The organism is Lacisediminihabitans sp., assembly GCF_036404185.1.
GTDB lineage: Bacteria > Actinomycetota > Actinomycetes > Actinomycetales > Microbacteriaceae > Lacisediminihabitans.
In genome coordinates this window covers 1-18,541 of sequence record NZ_DASWPB010000193.1, presented here as the reverse complement: position 1 = coordinate 18,541, position 18,541 = coordinate 1, and the positions used below count along the sequence as shown (strand labels likewise).

General features: G+C 65.4%; 12 protein-coding genes. 11 read left to right on the top strand and 1 reads right to left on the bottom strand.

Features of this window, described 5'->3' with window-relative positions; translation table 11 throughout:
- Positions 1-9 precede the first annotated feature (9 nt).
- Positions 10-663 (top strand): TetR/AcrR family transcriptional regulator, encoded by a 654-nt coding sequence (locus VGC18_RS13720; RefSeq protein ID WP_331098340.1) that lies wholly within the window; start codon positions 10-12, stop codon positions 661-663.
- Here VGC18_RS13720 and VGC18_RS13715 read toward each other — a convergent pair.
- On the bottom strand, positions 620-1,225 hold the full coding sequence (locus VGC18_RS13715; protein WP_331098338.1) for a sugar O-acetyltransferase: 606 nt from the start codon (positions 1,223-1,225) through the stop codon (positions 620-622). The two genes, VGC18_RS13720 and VGC18_RS13715, sit on opposite strands and share 44 nt — an antisense overlap.
- A gap of 246 nt (positions 1,226-1,471) precedes the next feature.
- Between VGC18_RS13715 and VGC18_RS13710 the strand changes: the two genes are divergently transcribed.
- The 10 genes from VGC18_RS13710 to VGC18_RS13665 form a co-directional block, all read left to right on the top strand.
- The gene (locus VGC18_RS13710; RefSeq protein ID WP_331098337.1) at positions 1,472-2,848 is read left to right on the top strand and encodes an ABC transporter substrate-binding protein; all 1,377 of its coding nucleotides are present in this window, start codon (positions 1,472-1,474) and stop codon (positions 2,846-2,848) included.
- Between the two features lie 33 nt (positions 2,849-2,881).
- Positions 2,882-3,847: a sugar ABC transporter permease gene (locus VGC18_RS13705; RefSeq protein WP_331098334.1), complete on the top strand. Its 966-nt coding sequence runs from the start codon at positions 2,882-2,884 to the stop codon at positions 3,845-3,847.
- Positions 3,840-4,628: a carbohydrate ABC transporter permease gene (locus VGC18_RS13700; RefSeq protein ID WP_331098332.1), complete on the top strand. Its 789-nt coding sequence runs from the start codon at positions 3,840-3,842 to the stop codon at positions 4,626-4,628. Before VGC18_RS13705 ends, VGC18_RS13700 begins: the two co-directional genes overlap by 8 nt.
- A 125-nt stretch (positions 4,629-4,753) precedes the next feature.
- The gene (locus tag VGC18_RS13695) at positions 4,754-5,965 is read left to right on the top strand and encodes an ROK family transcriptional regulator (protein WP_331098330.1); all 1,212 of its coding nucleotides are present in this window, start codon (positions 4,754-4,756) and stop codon (positions 5,963-5,965) included.
- 158 nt (positions 5,966-6,123) lie between these two features.
- Entirely contained in the window at positions 6,124-6,894 is a 771-nt protein-coding gene (locus VGC18_RS13690) for a VOC family protein (protein ID WP_331098328.1), read from the top strand.
- Between the two features lie 2 nt (positions 6,895-6,896).
- Complete coding sequence (locus tag VGC18_RS13685) at positions 6,897-7,847, top strand: aldo/keto reductase (RefSeq protein WP_331098326.1); 951 nt, start codon at positions 6,897-6,899, stop codon at positions 7,845-7,847.
- A gap of 51 nt (positions 7,848-7,898) precedes the next feature.
- The gene (locus VGC18_RS13680; RefSeq protein ID WP_331098324.1) at positions 7,899-8,264 is read left to right on the top strand and encodes a tautomerase family protein; all 366 of its coding nucleotides are present in this window, start codon (positions 7,899-7,901) and stop codon (positions 8,262-8,264) included.
- The gene (locus tag VGC18_RS13675) at positions 8,261-9,622 is read left to right on the top strand and encodes a GH1 family beta-glucosidase (protein ID WP_331098322.1); all 1,362 of its coding nucleotides are present in this window, start codon (positions 8,261-8,263) and stop codon (positions 9,620-9,622) included. Before VGC18_RS13680 ends, VGC18_RS13675 begins: the two co-directional genes overlap by 4 nt.
- Positions 9,623-10,292: 670 nt before the next feature.
- On the top strand, positions 10,293-12,926 hold the full coding sequence (locus VGC18_RS13670; RefSeq protein ID WP_331098320.1) for a LamG-like jellyroll fold domain-containing protein: 2,634 nt from the start codon (positions 10,293-10,295) through the stop codon (positions 12,924-12,926).
- 61 nt (positions 12,927-12,987) lie between these two features.
- Positions 12,988-18,541 (top strand): hypothetical protein (locus tag VGC18_RS13665; RefSeq protein ID WP_331098318.1); only part of this gene is annotated, 5,554 nt, incomplete at its 3' end.

Genomic DNA, 18,541 nt, shown 5'->3' with positions numbered 1-18,541 from the left:
AAGGACGTCATGAGTCGTGATCTGCCGGTCATCGTCGACCAGCATGAGCCTGAGGCATCCACCCCCGTCCGGTCGCGCGATGCCACCAACACCCGCGAGCTCCTGCTCCAGGCCGCTCGCCGCCGCTTCGCCTACGACGGGTATGCGGCCACCACGGTCAGGGACATCGCCGCCGACGCGGGAGTGAACGTGGCCCTCATCAACCGCTACTTCGCCTCCAAGGAGGGGCTGTTCGAGGCGTGTCTGGCTCGCGCCGCGGAGGACCTCGGGAGCCCGGATGCGGGTGCGGTCACCCTCGACGACGTGCTCCAGGTCATGATCACGCAGGTGGCTGCTCTGCCCAACGGGGAGCAGCCGTTGCAGTTGCTCCTGCTCCTGCGATCCTCCGGCGATGAGCGCGCCGACCGGATCCGGAGGAACACGCTGCAGTCGTTCGCGGAACGGATGGCCGAGGTCGCGGGCTGGCGGGCGACGGATGCCGGCGGCGAGGACCTGATCCTCCGCGCCCAGATCATGCTCGCGACCGGGTTGGGGATCGTGCTCCTGCGCTCGTCATCCGGGATGGAGCCCCTGACCTCGGCGACCGGCCAGCAACTCGGGACTCCGCTGGGCGAGGTGCTCACGACCCTGCTGTCGTCCTCGCCGCCAGGTCGTCGTCGGTGATGTCCCTGAGCACCCGGCAGGGCGCTCCGACGGCGACCACCATGGGCGGGATGTCCCGGCTGACGACGCTGCCGGCGCCGATGACCGATCCGTAGCCGATGCGCACGCCAGGCAGCACCACGACGTTGCTGCCGATCCAGACCTTGTCCTCGATCACGATCGGCTCGGAGAAGCGGGTGAAGTCGACCCGTCTCGCCGGATGCACCGGATGCCCGGTCGTCGTGAGTGTCACGCTGGGCGCGATCATGACGCCGTCGCCGATCCGGATGTCTACGTCGTCGACGAAGGTCAGGTTGACGTTGCCGAAGAAGTCGTCGCCGATGTGGAGGTGGCTGCCGAACCCCGCATGGAAGGGCGGGAGCAGCACGGTGCGCTCGCCGACGGATCCGAGGATCGCGACGAGCAGCGATCTGCGCCGCTCCGCCTCGCTCGGCGGGGTGTGGTTGTACTCGAAGACGAGGTCGCCGCGCCGCTGGGGGGCCTGGAACGCGGCCTCCGACTCCGTGTAGAGGAGACCGCGGCGCATCCGGTCGAGGACCTCGTTCTCGTCGCTCGATGCCATGTCGGAGTGCTCCCTTCGCGCCGATGCCGTGGCCCTTCGAATGTATCGGCATCGCCGCGTCTGACCGATTAAGCGGAGGTCGCAACTTAGTAACAAAAGAATTGTAAGTATTGACGTGGGGTCGTCGACCTGGCTAGCATCGCTACATCGAACCCCGGTGAGATGCGGCGAACAGTGCGACTGGCGACAGGAGCATGTGCTTCGCAAACACGGGTCATACACAACGAAGTGATGAAAGGAATGAGCATGAGAATGCCCAATCTCGCGGCGATCGCCGTGATAGCCGCAGCCACCGTGGTTCTCGCTGGGTGCAGCGCCGGAGCCGACACTACCAACGCAGCGGTCAAGCCGTCGGATTCCGGCAAGGTCACCTGGTGGGGGTGGACCCCCGACACCTCGGTGGCGGAGCGGTACATCGCGGAGTTCAACAAGGAATACCCGAAGATCAAGGTCACCTACAAGAACTTCGAGAACGTCGACTTCCGCACCACGCTGACCCCCGCCCTCGACTCCGGCAAGGGCCCGGACGTCTTCGACCTCTCGCCCGCAGGGGGATCGCCGGATACCTGGGGGCCGTACGCGATCGACCTCGCCCCGCTCGCCAAGAGCGAGCTCGGATCCGACTGGAAGTCGAAGATCGGCGCGGGATACGTCAAGCAGCTGACGAGCTCGGACGGCCGCCTCGTCTCGATGCCGATCGGCGGGATGTCCGCCGGCTTCCTCTGGTACAACAAGGACATCTTCGACAAGGCCGGGGCGACCGTCCCGACCGACTACGACTCGTGGGTCGCCACCTGCAAGAAGATCACCGCCATCGGCAAGACCTGTTTCACCGTTGGCGCCGGTGGCCAGGACACCTTCCCGACCGACATGTTCCACTCGATCGCGAACTCGGTCGATCCCTCCTTCTTCCTGGATGCCTCCACCGGCAAGGCGAAGTGGGACGACCCCGAGGGCGTCGAGGTGCTCCAGATCATCAAGAAGATGAAGGACGACGGCATCATCTCTGGCAACGCTCTGGACGGCCCGCAGTATCCGCTCGCCAACGAGGCGTTCATGAAGGGCGACGCGGCCATGGTCCAGATGGGCTTCTGGTACTCGCAGTACGCGGGAGCGGAATCCTGCAAGTCCGCGATGGAGGCCGCGGGCGTGAGCAACCCGACCTGCTTCGTCCAGCTTCCCGCCGCCTTCCCCGACGTCGCCGGAAAGGGCAACGGCTCGGCCTACTTCGGTGAGGCCGATTACGGACTCGCCATCAACGCGGACTCTCCCAACATCGCCGCATCCAAGACTTTCGTCTCGTGGCTGACGATGTCGAAGACGGGCCAGCAGTCGGTGGCCAACGCCATCGACCTGCTGCCGGCGCTTCAGGGCACCGCTCCCGACTGGTCCGCCGTGCAGCTCGTCGACAACGACCTGCAGCGGCCCGCCATCGAGAAGCTGTCCAAGGAGAGCACGTCGACGACCCAGACGCGCCAGTGGCAGACCACGGAGACCACACTCGACGCGATCGTCGTCGCCACCCAGCAGATCCTCGACCCGACGGTCAACAAGCCGGTGAAGCAGGTCGCCGCCGACCTTCAGGCCGCGGCCAAGGCCAGCACCGTCGGTGTGAAGAAGTAGCGGGCGCCGACGTCGAGATTGGAATGACACAACATGACCGCAACGGCTCCTCCCAGGGCTGAGCGGGCGATCTCCTCCCGGGCACGGGGCGGGCGGCTCACACGGGCCACCCACCTCGTGCCCGGCGGATTCGTCTGGATCCTCCCCGGCCTGATCATCTCCGTAGGGCTGATCTACTACAGCATCATCTACTCCGGCTACCTGTCGTTCTTCGACTGGGGCGGCGGTCGTCAGCCGATGATCCCCGCCGGCTTCGACAACTACGTGCAGGCCTTCACCGATCCCGTCTTCTGGGGCGCGATCCGCAACACGGTGATCTACTTCGTCGTCGTGTTCGCCGTCCAGGTGGTCGGAGGGGTCCTGTTCGCCGCGGCGATGCACTCCAGGATCTTCTTCGCGAACTTCTACAAGGTCATCGTGGTCATCCCCGTGGTGGTCGCGCCGGCGACGCTGGCCTCCGCGCACATCGAGGTGTGGCAGTCGGACGGGGTGTTCAACGAGATCCTGCGGGCGATCGGGCTCGGCTCCCTGACCGAGCCGTGGATCGGTCAGTCCACGACCTCGCTCCTGGTCGTCACCCTCGTCGGCTGCTGGGGATCGATCGGCTTCGGCTTCATCCTGTTCTACGCGGGCATGGCGCAGATCGACCCGGAGATCCTCGAGGCCGCACGCATCGACGGCGGCGGAAACCTGCGCATCCTGTTCTCCATCGTCCTGCCGAGCCTGCGGTCGATCACGGTCTCCCTGGCCATCCTCAACTTCATCACGGCGCTCAAGCTCTTCGACAACGTCTGGCTGATCACCCAGGGAGGCCCGGCACACTCCTCGGAGTTCCTGGGGACGATGATCTACGCGGAGACGGCGGGATCGTCGCGCAACCTCGGTTACGCCGCCGCGCTGTCGATCATTCTCCTGATCATCGCCGTGGTCACATCCGTATTCCTGCAACTGCGAGGGCGGGAGCGAACTCGCGCCGTCGAGGAGGTCCCCCATGTTTGAGACACGTTCGCTGCGCTCCAGGCTCTTCCTTCAGCTCCTGGTGACCATCGCGGTCGTCCCGCTCGCCATCCCGATCTACGCGATGATCTCGCGGTCGTTCGCGGGGGCCGGTTGGGGCAACTACGCGGCCGTCCTCGCGGTCCCCGGATTCGCGCGGTTCTTCCTCAACTCGGCGATCGTCGCCGGGGGAGCGATCCTGGTGATCTACATCGCGACGATGATGGCCTCGTTCGCCTTCTCCAAGCTCCGGGTGCGGCACAAGGAGGTCTACTTCTGGATGATGATGGCCGCCCTCACCCTGCCGGAGGTCGTGCTGATCGCGCCGCTGTACGCGACGGCCGTGCAGCTGCATCTGCTCGGCACGTTCTGGTCGGTCATCCTCCCGATCGCCGCCCTGCAGATCCCGTTCACGGTGCTCATCACCCGCGGCTACGTCGACGGGATCCCCGACACGCTCTTCGAGGCGGCCCGCCTCGACGGCGCCGGCACCTGGAGCATGTTCTGGTACATCCTGCTGCCCCTGGCCCGGCCGATGGCCGTCGCCATGATCGTGCTCGTGCTCATCAACGCGTGGAACGCCTACCTGCTGCCCAAGGTGTTCCTGACGAGCGACGACATGGGGGTGGTCACCCTGCTGCCCGAGTACTTCCGGCGTCAGTACAACGACGACACCCCGAAGATCCTGGCGGCCGCCGTGGTCACCGCGATCCCGACGATCGTGGCGTACATCGCCCTGCAGAAGCAGTTCGAGAGGGGCCTGGCCGCCGGCGCGATCAAATAGGGATCGTCGCGCGCTCTTTGCGCGACGGCGCCGCCCTACGATATGAATAGGTGAGCCTACTTAACAAATGGAAGTAAGTCAGCAATGAGCAGTGTGGGATCGGCCGACCAGGAGGGGGAACCCCGATGAGCGCGGCACGCTCGCTAGGCCCCTCGGCGATCCACACCCGGAGCGCCATCCTCGACCTGATCCGTTCGAGCGGCACGGTCAGCCGCATCGAGCTCGCCGAGATGTCCGGTCTGACGGCGACGTCGATCACCCGCTTCGTGAAGTCGCTCATCGAGGACCGCCTGGTCATCGAGACCGGATTCGGCGACCCCACGGGGGGCAAGCGCCGGAGCCTCCTCGAGCTCAATCCCACCTCCCGCTATGCCGTGGGAGTCTCGCTCGATGACGCCCGGCTCAATTACGTCGTGGTCGACCTCGGCGGCAATGTCGTCGGGCAGCTCACCTCGTCGGGCATCGGGCAGTCGGTGCCCAGCGCCGAGATCGACCGGATCGCCGACGAGCTTGAGCAGCTGTTCCGGCAGCTCGACATTCCCCGCACCGACATCGTCGGCGTCGGGGTGGCGGGTGCCGGGCTCGATCTCGGGGCGGGCGCAGAGCGCCTCTCGCTCACCGCCGACGAGTGGGAGTCCTTCGCCGTGCGGAAGGCGCTGGAGGCGCGGGTGGGGCTGCCAGTGGTCCGCGACAACGACGCGGCCTGCGCGGCGCTCGGTCAATACTGGGTGGGACGCATCCCCGCCACCCAGGACTTCGCGACCCTCTACATGTCCAACGGCTTCGGCATGGGCCTCATGATCGGCGGCAGCGTCAACCGCGGCGCCTCCTCCAACGTGGGGGAGATCGGCCACATGGTCGTCGATATCAACGGACCCGACTGCTGGTGCGGATCGAGGGGCTGCCTGGAGATCCTCGCGGCGCCGCGGGCGATCGTCTCCCAGGCCATGCAAGACTCGGCGCTCGCCGAGGAGCTCGAGCTCTCGGGCGACGACGGTCACCTGCGCCACGACTTCAACGCCATCGCCAGCCGCGCGGCCGAGGGCGAGGAGCGTTGCACGGCGCTCATCGAGCACTCCGCGCACATCGTCGCGGCGGCCGTGCTCTCCGCGGTCAACCTGCTCGACCTCGACCGCATCTTCCTCGCGGGCCCGGGGTTCGCCGACGCGGGGGCCATCTACGCGCGGATCATCCGCGAGCGGGTGAGCGGTTTCGCCCGCGCCCGCGGCGTCCACGGTGTGACGATCGAGCTGTCCGACCCCGGTCTGGATGCCGCTGCGGTGGGGGCCGCGACCCTCGCCCTCCAGTACGTGCTGACGCCGCACGCCTACGTCTAGCCACCGAGCGGAACCGCCTTCTTCCCTCCTCGATAGCAGGGTGCGATTCCGTCTTGGTTCAACTAACAAAAGATTATATAGTTAGGCGATGGCATCGACGCCATCACGAGGGCCCATCACGATGGTCCTGGCCCACTGCGCAGAAAGGACTGGCACCTGTGGCCATTCACTCCGTTTTGATCAACACGACCGACGCCTCCCGGTCGGTCGACTTCTACTCGCGATTCCTCGGCGTCGAACCGATCGAGGTCACCGAGACCGGTGCGGTCCTCGACGCGGTCACGGCCACTCTGCGCCTGGCCCTCGTCGATTCCCCCGACGCCTCGACCTGGGTGTCCGACGACCTCCAGGCCGGCTTCCGCCACGTCGGATTCAAGGTCGCCGACCTCGACGACCGGGTCGCGCGCCTCCACGAGGCGGGGGTCCCCTTCCAGCTCGAGCCCATCCACGCCGAAGGGGACGTGCGGATCACCTTCTTCTACGACCCGGACGGCACCCTGCTCGAACTGGTCGAGGGTCCCCTGCAGTATCACGAGGTCTACGACCGCGACGCCGTCGACCAGGACTGGGGGCTCGGAGAGCCGAGCCGGCCGAGGTTCGACCACATCGCCGAGACCGTCGCCGACGTGCGAGCGACGCAGGAGCACTTCGGCCAGCTGGGGTATCGCCTGATGGCGGGCATCCACCAGCCGAACGATCCGCGCGGCTTCGAGATCAACTTCCTGCGGGACGGAGACACCTCCCTCGAGATCTTCACCTACGACCGGGCCGACAAGGAGAGCCGCGTGCCGCAGCTGTCCGCACCCGGCTTCGTGGCCGCCGAGTTCGACGGGGTGATGCCCGCCTCGGCGACCGCCGTCGGCAGCGCCTTCGGGGTGGAGCTCTTTGCCGACCCCGACGGTCTCGTCCACGCCGCGGTCGCCTCGTGACCATGCGCTGGGAGCTGAAGCCTCTCGGCGCGACCGGTCTGCAGGTGAGCCCGATCACCCTGGGCGGTGCCCCCTTGGGGAGCATGCCGGAGAACTTCGGCCATGCCGTCGCCGAGCGGGACGCGATCGACCTGGTGCGCGCGGTTCTGGCCAGCGACATCCGCACCATCGACACCTCGAACGGCTACTCCGCGGGCCGCAGCGAGGAGCGGATCGGGCGCGGGATCGCGGAGTACGGCGGGCTGCCGGACGACGTCCTCGTCATCACCAAGGTCGACCCCTCGGGCCACGATTACAGCGGGGAGCGCGTCCGGCGATCGCTGGCGGAGAGCGCCGATCGGCTCGGCATCAGGCCGTTGCCCGTCGTCCATCTGCACGACCCGGAGTTCCACGACTTCGACACGATGACCGCACCGGGCGGTGCCGTCGATGCTCTCGTGGCGGCGCGGGACCGGGGCGAGGTCGCCCACCTCGGGCTCGCGGGCGGGGACGTCCGTGAGATGGCCCGTTATCTCGAGCTCGGGGTCTTCGAGGTGCTGCTCGTCCACAATCGGTGGACGCTGGTGGACCGCAGCGCCGGGGAGCTGATCGCGCGGGCGACCGAGAGGAGGATGGCGGTGGTCAACGCGGCCGTCCTCGGCGGCGGCATCCTCACCGACTCGAGCACGAGCACGCAGTACGGCTACCGGCCCGCCTCGCCGGAGACGCTCGACGCCATCGGCCGCATGCGGGAGGTGTGCCGCGCCCGGGGCACCGACCTCGCGACCGCGGCCATCCGGTTCTCGGCCAGGGATCCGCGGATCAGCTCGACCATCGTCGGCATCAGCAGGGTCGAGCGCATCGAGGCGACCATCGAGGCCGCCGCCACGGAGCTTCCGGAGGGCCTCTGGAGCGAACTGGATGCCCTGCTTCCGTCTCCCGACAACTGGCTCGACACCGCACCATCCGCCTAGGGGCCGGCGCCGCCGTCCCCGTATCCGCTCCGCACAGAAACCCAGGAAACAATGCCACTCGTCCGCGTCGACATGCACACTGATCTCGCCGAACTCCGCCCCCAGCTCAGCGCCGCCATCCACAGCGCCCTCGTCGACGGCTGGGAGATGCCGGCCGACGATCTCTTCCAGATCTTCCAGCTCCACGAGCGGGGCGACCTGTTCTACAGCCGCACGTTCCCGAACGCCGATCGCACGGACATCCTCTTCGTCCAAGTGCTCGCCTTCACCGGCTACAGCCCGGAGGTGAAACAGCGCGGCGCCAGGCTCATCGTCGACCGGCTGGTCGCGCTCGGCATCAAGCGCGACAACATCCTCATCGCTCTCAACGAGAACGGCGACGGGGACTGGCTCGCACCCGAGAAGGACACCCCGTGAACAGATCCGACTTCCCCGACTCCTTCGTGTGGGGCTCCGCGACCGCCGCGTACCAGATCGAGGGCGCCGTCGCCGAGGATGGCAGCGGCCCGAGCATCTGGGACACCTTCAGCCGGGTGCCCGGCGCGATAGCGAACGGGCACACCGGCGATCTGGCCGTGGACCACTATCACCGCGTCGACGAGGACGTCGCGCTCATGGCCGACCTCGGACTGGAGGCCTATCGTTTCTCGATCGCCTGGCCGCGCATCCAGCCGGAGGGGGTCGGCCCCGGCAACCGTGCGGGCCTGGGGTTCTACCGCGACCTCGCCGAGAAGCTGCTCGAGCGCGGCATCGCGCCGTGGGCGACGCTCTACCACTGGGATTTGCCCCAGGCACTGGAGGACCGCGGCGGCTGGCTGAACCGGGACACGGCGTTCCGGTTCGCCGACTACGCCGCGCTCGTCGCCGAGGAGCTGGGCGATGTCATCCCCAATTGGATCACCCTGAACGAGCCGTGGTGTTCGGCGTTCCTCGGATACGCGAGCGGGGTGCACGCTCCCGGCCGTCGGGTCGGCGCCGAGTCGGCGCATGCCGCCCACCACCTGCTCCTCGGGCACGGCCTGGCGGTGCCCGCGATCCGCGGGGCGGCGCCGGCGGCCCGAGTCGGCATCACGCTGAACCTCTACTCCATCCGGGCGGCGAGCGACGGCGAGGCCGATCGGGATGCCGCCCGGCGCGTCGACGGCCTCGGCAACCGCCTCTTCCTCGACCCGGTGCTGCGGGGGAGCTACCCGGAGGACGTCATCGACGACCTGGGCCAGCGGGAGTGGTTCGCGACCGAGACCGCGGCGACGGATCTCGAGGCCATCTCCGCCCCCATCGACTTCCTCGGCATCAACTACTACAGCAGGCACACGGTGAGGGCCGGTTCTCCGGACGAGCCGGCCATCTCCTATCCGGGGAGCGAGTTCGTCGAGTTCGTCGACACCGGTGCCGCCCGCACCCAGATGGGCTGGGAGATCCATCCCGACGGACTCATCGACGTGCTGGAGATGGCGCACACCATGGCGCCGGAGCTGCCGTTGTACATCACCGAGAACGGCTCGGCCTACGAGGATGTCGTCGGCGAGGCGGGCGGCATCGACGACGCGGAGCGCGCCGACTACCTCCGCGACCACCTCCTCGCCTGCCGCACGGCCATCGAGAGGGGTCTGCCACTGGCGGGCTACTTCGTCTGGTCGCTGATGGACAACTTCGAGTGGGCGTGGGGATACACGCGGCGGTTCGGGATCGTGTTCGTCGACTACGCGACGCAGAAGCGCACCCCGAAGGCGAGCGGTCGCTGGTTCTCCCGGTTCCTTCGCGGGAACGGATGACGGCGACTCCCGTGCGGACGCGGTAGCCGAGGCCGGTAGCCAACCCCGCCCGCTGGCTCCCCGTCACCGATCGGGGTCCTTCCCCTTGGTTCCCCTCGGGAGCTTTCGACTTCCGCTCCGGGGCGATGTTCCTTTTTCCGTCGTGTCACTTCACCGTGACGTCATGACGAAGTGACACGACGAAAAAAGATCACCGGGGCAGACGGCTGAGCGGTGGTAATCCGCCGCTATGGCTGTCCTTGCGGAGACAACAGCAGTGGCACAGCTCCGACATGGCCTAACCCGTAGCGACATTTGGACGCCCCCGAATTGGGGTAAACCAAGCATGAAGAATTTGGCCGATCTCCGTATCGCTCGCAGGGAGTTCTGTTCTAGATTTCCTCACGTGCGAGGTTTTTTGGCGCACACCGTCTAATCAAAAATCGCGTGGGCTGGGTTCGGTCTGGGCAGAATTGTTGAGGCTCAGATGCGCTTTGTCACTCCGTCGAGGGTTCTTCCGATCGCCGTTCTTCTGGGATGCGTGCTGGCCGCGAGCGTCGCGCTTGTACCCGCGCAGGCGTCCACGCTGAGTTCAGTAAGAACCGAGACGCCATCGACGGTCACCGACGCTCTGTCGGCGGGCGACCCGGCCTCTGCCTCGGCGATTGCCCAGAGGTTCCACCACGCGGTCGTGGATGACTCGAAGACGACGGAGACGTCGCAGGTGTCCGCATTGCCGGACGGCACGATGCAATTGGTGCTGAACACCGTGCCGGTACGTGTGAGGCACGCTGATGCCTGGGTCCCGGTGAACGAAAAGCTGACGAGAGAGTCGGGCATGATCGTGCCGACGGCGACGCCGGTACTTGTGCAGTTCTCTGCAGGGGGCTCCGGCACCATGGCTCAAGTGCGGACGACGACAGGCGCGTGGGTGACGGAGTCGTGGCCGTATGGCGATCTGCCGGCTCCCACTCTGTCGGGAGCGACGGCGACATACGCCTCCGTCTTGCCTGGTGTTGACCTCAAACTGACCGCCGTGGTGACCGGGATGTCGGAGGTGCTGGTGGTCAAGGACGCAACTGCAGCGGCAGATCCTCGAATAGCCGATCTGACAATCGCGATTGGCGGCGCTTCGGTGGCGACGACCAACGGCGGCACGGTGGTGGCATCGGCGCCCGACGGATCATCGCTCACCTCGTCATCACCGACGTGGTGGGATTCGTCTCGGGCAGGGGCCGGTGCATCTGGCCCTGCACCCGGTGACAGCGCGATGCCGGTCACGCATGCGGTAGCGGCCAACAAGATGGCGCTCAAAACGCAGGCGATCGTCGGCGACACCGGTGTGACCTATCCGTTGTTCATCGACCCGGATTGGACAGGTGGGATCTACAACCGTTGGTTCACCGATCGGGGATACCCGAATACCTCCTTCCCGAACCCGGCAACCCGGTTGAAGCTCGGCTACGCTTCCGCAGCCATATCCACGGACAACGTCACCCATCTTGCGCGGACATATTGGCAGGTGGATACCAGCGGTGTCGAGGGCAAGCATGTGCTCGCCGCGCACTTCAACACCACTGAGAGCTATTCGAGTTCATGCACCCCGATGGGCGTCGAACTCTGGTGGATCGGCACAACTCCGGCTGGCTCGACCTGGAACAACACGTCCAGCGCATGGATTTCGAACATGGACACCGAGACTGTGGCTTACGGCCGCAGCGGATGCCCGGCCAACGCGGTCGGCTTTAATGCGTTGCAGGCCGTTCAGGCGGCTGCTGCGGCCAACGCGTCCTTGTTGACCCTCGGCATGAAGGCGACTGCAGAGAACGACGATCGCTCCTACAAGGAATTCTCGCCGTCCGCTTCATTGACCATCGCCTACAACACGGCGCCGAGCACCCCGTTCTCACCACAGATGACCTCACCTCAGCGGTCGTGCGGTACGTCCGCAAATCCGTCCTATGTCAACAATTCCTCCCAGTCGCTCACCCTCCAGGTGACCATCACCGACTCAGATGGCGGCGCGCAGGTCGGAGCAGGGTTCTATCTGGTCCATGGCGACACCTTGGCAAACATCAGCTATTTCGGGACCTCCTCCAAAGCATCGGGAAGCACTTTCACCGACCAGATCGCCGCAAACACTCTTCCACCGGGCCTTTATGCCTGGCAGGCCATCGCAGGCGACGGCACGGACTACTCGCCCGGCCGTTCGGCATACTGCTACTTCCAGGTGCTCAATGGACCCGTTACGCCGCCCACAATCACTACGGTCACGCCCGCGACGACCGTCGGGGCGCCCTTGACCGTGCGCTTCTCCGATCCTTCCCAGCACATCGTCTCTTATGCGTACTGGTGGGCATATGGTTCGCCGTCCTCCACTCCTCCGGTAGCACCCGTGTCGACGTCCGGGGTCGGAGCGGCGAATGCAGTCCCATGCGTTGGTGCTCCCGGTGTCGAGTCATGGGTCTGCCCCGACGCATCGGGCACCTCACCGCTGGTTACAGTCGCGCCGGTCGACACCACATCGACCCTCTGGGTGGTGGGCTATGACGCAGCTGGGAATGTCTCCGTCGCCAGATCGGTGGCGGTGAACGCGATCGGTGATACAGCAAACGTCGATTACAGAGCCGGCCACGGTTGGATATTCGAAGTCCAGCCCTCGCCGTTGCCCTCGATCATCGCTGATTCGAACTCGATCCACGAGCAAGATCTATCGATTGATGCGGGCATCGACGGCACTCAGACGGACACGGTCAACGGCATTCCGTCAACGCCGGTGCTGTCGTTCCCGGGCAGCGGAACGTCGCCTGGGCAGGTGGCAACGGCCGCCTCCGCTGTTGACACGACGAAGAGCTTCACCGCGTCGGCATGGGTGAAGCCGGTCGGCGGTGGAGGGGCTGCACAGTCTCGCACGATCATGTCGCAGAGTGGAGGGGTGAATCCCGGTTTCACTCTCGAGGAGGTATCGGGGAACATCCTGAGATTCTGCGTGCATTCTCAGATCGGTACGGCGGCGGCGGACTGTGCCACCGCTACCTCGACGCTTCCCGAGGGCCAGTGGGTGTTCGTAGCCGGGATTTGGGACGCGATCAACCGGCAGTTACGTCTGCTCATCAACGAGCAGATCGCTCCATTCGCCGTGGGAGGCCACACCGTACCAGCCGGCGATGTTTCCGCATCCGGAGCGTTAGTGGTCGGCTCAGCCACGATCTCGGGAGCAGTCGCCAATCAATGGAATGGGCTGATCGACGATCCCACGATCTTCCCCGGGGTGCTGGACAAGTTCCAGCTCAACAACCTCTACAACCAGAGCGCACCCCAGTGATTGGGACGCGGATCTATCGCTCGAACTCGTCTCTCTGTACAGGAAAAGGGCGGTACTCGAAATGAGCAGGCACTTCACAATCGGTGTGTCGCGTCGTGTGCTGGCGGTGACGGCCAGCATCGCGATAGTGACATCCGGATTTCTTGCCTCGCCGGCGTTCGCGTCCGCGGGTTTTCCGGCGCCGCATCTAGGGACCAAGGTCCCGGGAAAGTCCGCGGCGCCCCTCGCGGCGCCAACGCATCCGAAATCCTCCGTATCGGTTGTTCCTCAGCACACGGCTCTTCCGAGCGATTCATCGACGATCACGATTCCCGCCGGGGGAACGCAGGCGGTTCCGACCACGAGCGATAAGCGCGGCGGCACGGCTGCCCGGGTGACCGGCGGCTGGCGACAGCTGGGTTCCACGGGCATCGAATTCGCGCGTGCAGGCGACCTCCTGAAGCCGACAGATCCGAAGAGTTCCCTCACGTCGAGCTCACAGGCGGTGGGATCGGTGAATGCCTCTCTGCTGAGCGTCCAAGAGGCGAAAGCCGACGGGCTCAAAGGACTGGTGATCCGCGTCGCGCGAGCGGATGGCAAGACGACCGCGGCGCCTCTTGCCATTCGTATTCCGAAGGAGTTGCTATCGAGTGTCTACGGTGGCGACTACGCATCGCGCGTGCGCTGGGCGCAAGTCGCGGCCCCGAAAAAGCCGAGCACGACCTTTATGAAGAAAGCGTCGACAACACCGGTTGCATCCGTGCCGTCGTCCCAGGGAGTCGTGCTGACACCACAGATCAGCTCGAATCAGATGCTACTGGTCCCGATGAGCGCTCCGGTCTCGTCGTCGGGGACAGGATCTTTCGCCGCCACGCCATTGAAACCGTCGAGTACCTGGGATGTATCGGCTCAGACCGGAGATTTCTCCTGGTCCTACGCAATGAGGACCCCGCCCGCGGCCGCAGGTCCCACCCCGACGCTGGCCTTGCAATATGACTCACAGTCGGTGGATGGGGAGACCGCGTCCACGAACAACCAGCCTTCCTCGGTCGGCGAAGGCTGGGATGTGTCTGGGGGCGGCTACATCGAGCGCACCTATGTGGGGTGTTCGCAAGACAACGGTCCGGGCGGCGCGATCACATCTTCTGGAGATCTCTGCTGGAAGACCGACAATGCGACGATCTCGGTTGCGGGACATTCGGGCCAGTTGGTGAAGGATGCGACGACAGGGGTGTGGAAGCTGCAGTCCGATGACGGATCTCGCATCGAGCATCTCGTGGGTACGGCGCAGGGCTGCTCGGCCTCCAACGGCACTGACGACGATGACTGCTGGCGAATGACCAGCGTCGATGGCACCCAGTACTACTTCGGCCTGAACCAGCTACCTGGCTGGTCCAACGGCAAGGCCGTTACCAACTCCGCCTGGACGGTTCCGGTATTCGGCAACGATCCGGGGGAGCCATGCCATGCGAGCGCCTTCGCGGCTTCTGCGTGCATGCAGGCCTGGCGGTGGAACCTCGACTATGTCGTCGACCCGCATGGCAACGCCGAAGCGCTCTATTACAACGCGGAGACGAACAAGTACGCCCGCGATGGTGGAACCGCCGTCACCTATACTCGCGGTGGCCAACTGAACCACATCGACTACGGCCTCACCACGAGCAGCATCTACGCGACTAATGCAGCCTCAGACAGGGTCGTCTTCGGCTACGACGTCGACGGGCGCTGCTCCGACGCCAGCCAGGCGAACTGCACCTCGGAACCGAGCAGCGGCCTCGCTGCCGCCGCGGCACATTCCCCGTTCTATCCAGATGTCCCGTTCGACCAGCTCTGCACGGGAACAACCTGCCCGAACCAGTTGTCCCCGACGTTCTGGACGACTGGCATGCTCGACACCGTGACCACTCAGTATCTGACTGCGGGCGCTTACGCAAAGGTGGACACGTGGACTCTGGGTCATTCGTTCCCGAATCCCGGGGATGGGACCAATGCATCGCTGTGGCTGACCGGGGTGACCCACACCGGCTATTCGGGTTCGACGAGCCTTTCAGAGCCTCCGACGCTGTTCGTCGGTGCGACGATGAACAACAGAGTATGGGCGATCGACGGCCTCGCTCCGCTGGCCAAGTACCGGATCACCTCCATCCATGAGAGCCTCGGCGCCATCACCACGGTGAACTACGCCGATGCGGACTGCACCACTTCCAACGCCGCGTCGATCGAAGCAGCACCGCAGTCCAATACGAACCGCTGCTATCCGGAATGGTGGACGCCGGACACGGTATACCCGCAGCCTGCACAAGAAGACCTGTTCAACAAGTACATCGTCACTTCGGTGATCAGCGATCCCCACACCGGCGGCGGGAACGATCTCGAGCAGGAGACCGACTATGTCTATACCGGCGCTCCGGCCTGGCGTTACGACGTGTCGCCCTTCACGCCGGATGCACATCGCACCTGGTCGGTGTTCGCCGGGTACAGCCAGGTTCAGGTGCGAGTGGGCTCGGCGGCCACTCCCTCGAAGCAGCAGACCACCGAATACACCTTTTATCAGGGGTTGGATGGTGACCGTGCGGCGCCGTCCGGAGGCGTCAAGAGGGTGTCCGTCACGGGTTCTCCTGGCGTACCGGACTCGCTGTGGTTCGCCGGCCAGACCAGGGACACGAAGATACTCAACGGGGTCGGTGGCGCGGTCGTCTCGGATAGCGTCACCACCCCGTCTGCGTCGGCGGTAACTGCCAACGACGGCGTCATCGCCGCTCGCATGGTGCACGTCGGGGATGTCATGACCACTGAGCCGGTGTCAACGGGCGGCAGCCGAACAACGGAGACGGTGAGCACCTTCGACCCTACATACGGGCTCCCCTTGACCGTCAACACCATCACCTCCGACGCGGGGGCCACCTGCACCACTACCAGTTACACCACCCCCAACACGAACGGGTGGCTGATCGATTATCCAAAGGAGGTCAGCGAGGTCGGTGTTGACTGCACACATCTGGCCTCGGCGGTTTATCCGGCCGCCGCGATCAGTGACAGCCGTACGTCTTACGATGCCCAGGCTTGGGGTGCGGCACCGACCAGGGGTGATGCGACCCAAGTCCAGATCGTCGATTCCTACGCCGGCGTCACCGCGGCCTCCGCGAACTGGGCGACCAGCGCGCGCAGTGCTTACGACAGTATGGGACGCGCCACCTCGACCACCGACGTGCTCGGGCACACGACGACGACCGCATACACTCCGTCGGCGTCAGCACCGGCAGGCAGCGGGGCGCTGACACAGCAGGTGGTGACAAACACGGCACCGTTCGGTTGGACCTCGAGCACGGCCATCAACCCGGCCTGGGGCGTCGAGACCGCGGCGACCGACCAGAATGGCAACGTCACCACTGCAACCTATGACGCGCTGGGACGCCGCAGCCAGGTGTGGTTGCCGATCCACCCGCAGGCGACGAACCCGACTGCTCCGTCGATCAGCTATGCATACACGGAGTCGACGACCAGCCCCAATGCGATCAAGACATCCACGCTCGGGGCCGTGACCGTCGTGCCGACGTATGCACTGTTCGACGGCCTCGGCAGGCAGGTGCAGACCCAGGCCCCTTCGGAAGCCACCGGATCGATGATCTCCGACACCGCCTATGACATGGCCGGGCGGGTCGCCGCGACGAACAGCATCTACTGGACCACCTCCGTATCACCGTCCGCGACGCTGTTCGTTCCCACCTCGGAATCTCAGGTGCCGTCGGAGACCGTGACGAACTACGACGGTGCGGGCCGGCCGATAGCCACGATCCTGAATTCCCTGGGGGTGGAACGCTATCGCACCGTGACCGCCTACCTCGGGGCGGACCGAATCGATGTGACGCCTCCATCGGGTGGCACACCCACTTCGACATTCACGAACACCCTCGCCCAGACCACAAAACTGGTCCAGTACCTGGCAGCGGTCCCGGCCGCGACCGCGACGCAGGAAGCCACCACCTATTCATATGACCCGCAAGGACAGATGACGGGGATGAGCGACCCGGCGGGCAATCACTGGGCTTGGAGTTTCGATGTGCTCGGTCACCAGGTACGTGCCGTCGATCCCGACACCGGAACAACGACCTCGACCTACGACGATGCGGGCGAACGACTGAGCTCAACGGACGGTCGTGGTCAGACTCTCTCGTACAGCTACGACGCGTTGGGACGTAAAACCGCCGAATATGTCGGCGCGAATTCCACAAGCGGAAGTCTGCTTGCCTCCTGGACCTTCGACAGCCCCGCGAAGGGACAGCTGAGTTCCTCCCACTCGTATGTCGGCTCCGCCCCCGGCGTTGCCGGACTGGACTATGCAACCACGATCACCGGGTACAACGCCGCATACCAGCCGACGGCCTCCAAGGTGAGTATTCCGTCCGGCGCCCCAGCCTTCGGTGGTACGACCTACACCACACAGGACACCTATAACTGGGACGGTTCGTTGGCCACACAGACCGACCCGGCCGAAGGGGGACTGTCGGCCGAATTACTTCGCTACAGCTACACCGGGCTGAACGACTTCTCCGGAGTCCGCGGATCGTCCGCGCTCCTGGCAAGCACCATCTATACCGGTATCGATCAGGTCGCCACCTACGACCGTCTCGGTACCACCGAGGCTGAAAGCGGCTACAGCTACGATGCCGCGACGGGGGCGGTGACGGCGATCCAGCAGAGCGTGCTGACAGGCGTCACGCTCACCACCCCGCTCACGATCGCCTATCATCGGGACGACGCGGGAGATGTCACCTCCCAATCGACGACGTCGGATTCCGCCGCGACTGACACGCAGTGCTACACCTACGACCATCTGCAGGAGTTGACGGCGGCGTGGACGCCGTCAAACAACGATTGCACGACTCCCGCGCCGACCAGTCCTTTGGGCGGCCCAGCACCCTACCGGACGAGTTTCGTTGTCGACCCGGCGACGGGTAATCGCCTGTCGGCAACGCAGACTCCGGCCACCGGTTCGGCGACGACGGATACGTACAGTTATCCAGCGGCGGGAGCAGCAAGTCCTCATGCGGTGCAGTCCGTTGCTCATACGGTCGCCACGACGGATTCATATGGGTATGACGGTGCGGGGGACACAACAGCACGTCCCGGCCAGTTGTTGACATATGACGCGGCGGGCAGGTTGTCGACGGTGACGGCGGGTGGGGCGACGCAGTCGAACGTGTATGACGCGGACGGGAATCTGTTGCTGCAATCGGATGCGACGAACGGTTCCACCCTGTTGTTGGGCGATACGGAACTCCACGTCGCCACGGGGTCCGCGACGGTTTCGGCGGTGCGGACATATTCAGTGAATGGAACGCCGTATGCCGAGCGTGACACGAAGCCCGGGGCATCCGGCAGCGTTTTGAATTGGCTGCTGACGGATGCGCAGAACACCGTGGTGGCGGAGATCAACACGACGACTGCCGTGCTGACCCGTCGATACACGGATCCGTACGGCAACGGTCGTGGAACTCAGCCCGCATCATGGTCCTCCGATCATGGATTCCTGAATGCACCCACTTCGGCCCTGTCGGATCTGACGCTATTGGGGGCGAGGGAGTATGACCCGGGTCTCGGTAGGTTCCTCTCGGTCGACTCGGTTCTTGCCCCGG

Bases quoted from the DNA above. Each gene is read 5' to 3' on its own strand.
- VGC18_RS13705 (WP_331098334.1), top strand. From the start codon at position 2,882: ATGACCGCAACGGCTCCTCCCAGGGCTGAGCGGGCGATCTCCTCCCGG.
- VGC18_RS13720 (WP_331098340.1), top strand. From the start codon at position 10: ATGAGTCGTGATCTGCCGGTCATCGTCGACCAGCATGAGCCTGAGGCA.
- VGC18_RS13700 (WP_331098332.1), top strand. From the start codon at position 3,840: ATGTTTGAGACACGTTCGCTGCGCTCCAGGCTCTTCCTTCAGCTCCTG.
- VGC18_RS13695 (WP_331098330.1), top strand. From the start codon at position 4,754: ATGAGCGCGGCACGCTCGCTAGGCCCCTCGGCGATCCACACCCGGAGC.
- VGC18_RS13685 (WP_331098326.1), top strand. From the start codon at position 6,897: ATGCGCTGGGAGCTGAAGCCTCTCGGCGCGACCGGTCTGCAGGTGAGC.
- VGC18_RS13680 (WP_331098324.1), top strand. From the start codon at position 7,899: ATGCCACTCGTCCGCGTCGACATGCACACTGATCTCGCCGAACTCCGC.
- VGC18_RS13710 (WP_331098337.1), top strand. From the start codon at position 1,472: ATGAGAATGCCCAATCTCGCGGCGATCGCCGTGATAGCCGCAGCCACC.
- VGC18_RS13715 (WP_331098338.1), bottom strand. From the start codon at position 1,225: ATGGCATCGAGCGACGAGAACGAGGTCCTCGACCGGATGCGCCGCGGT.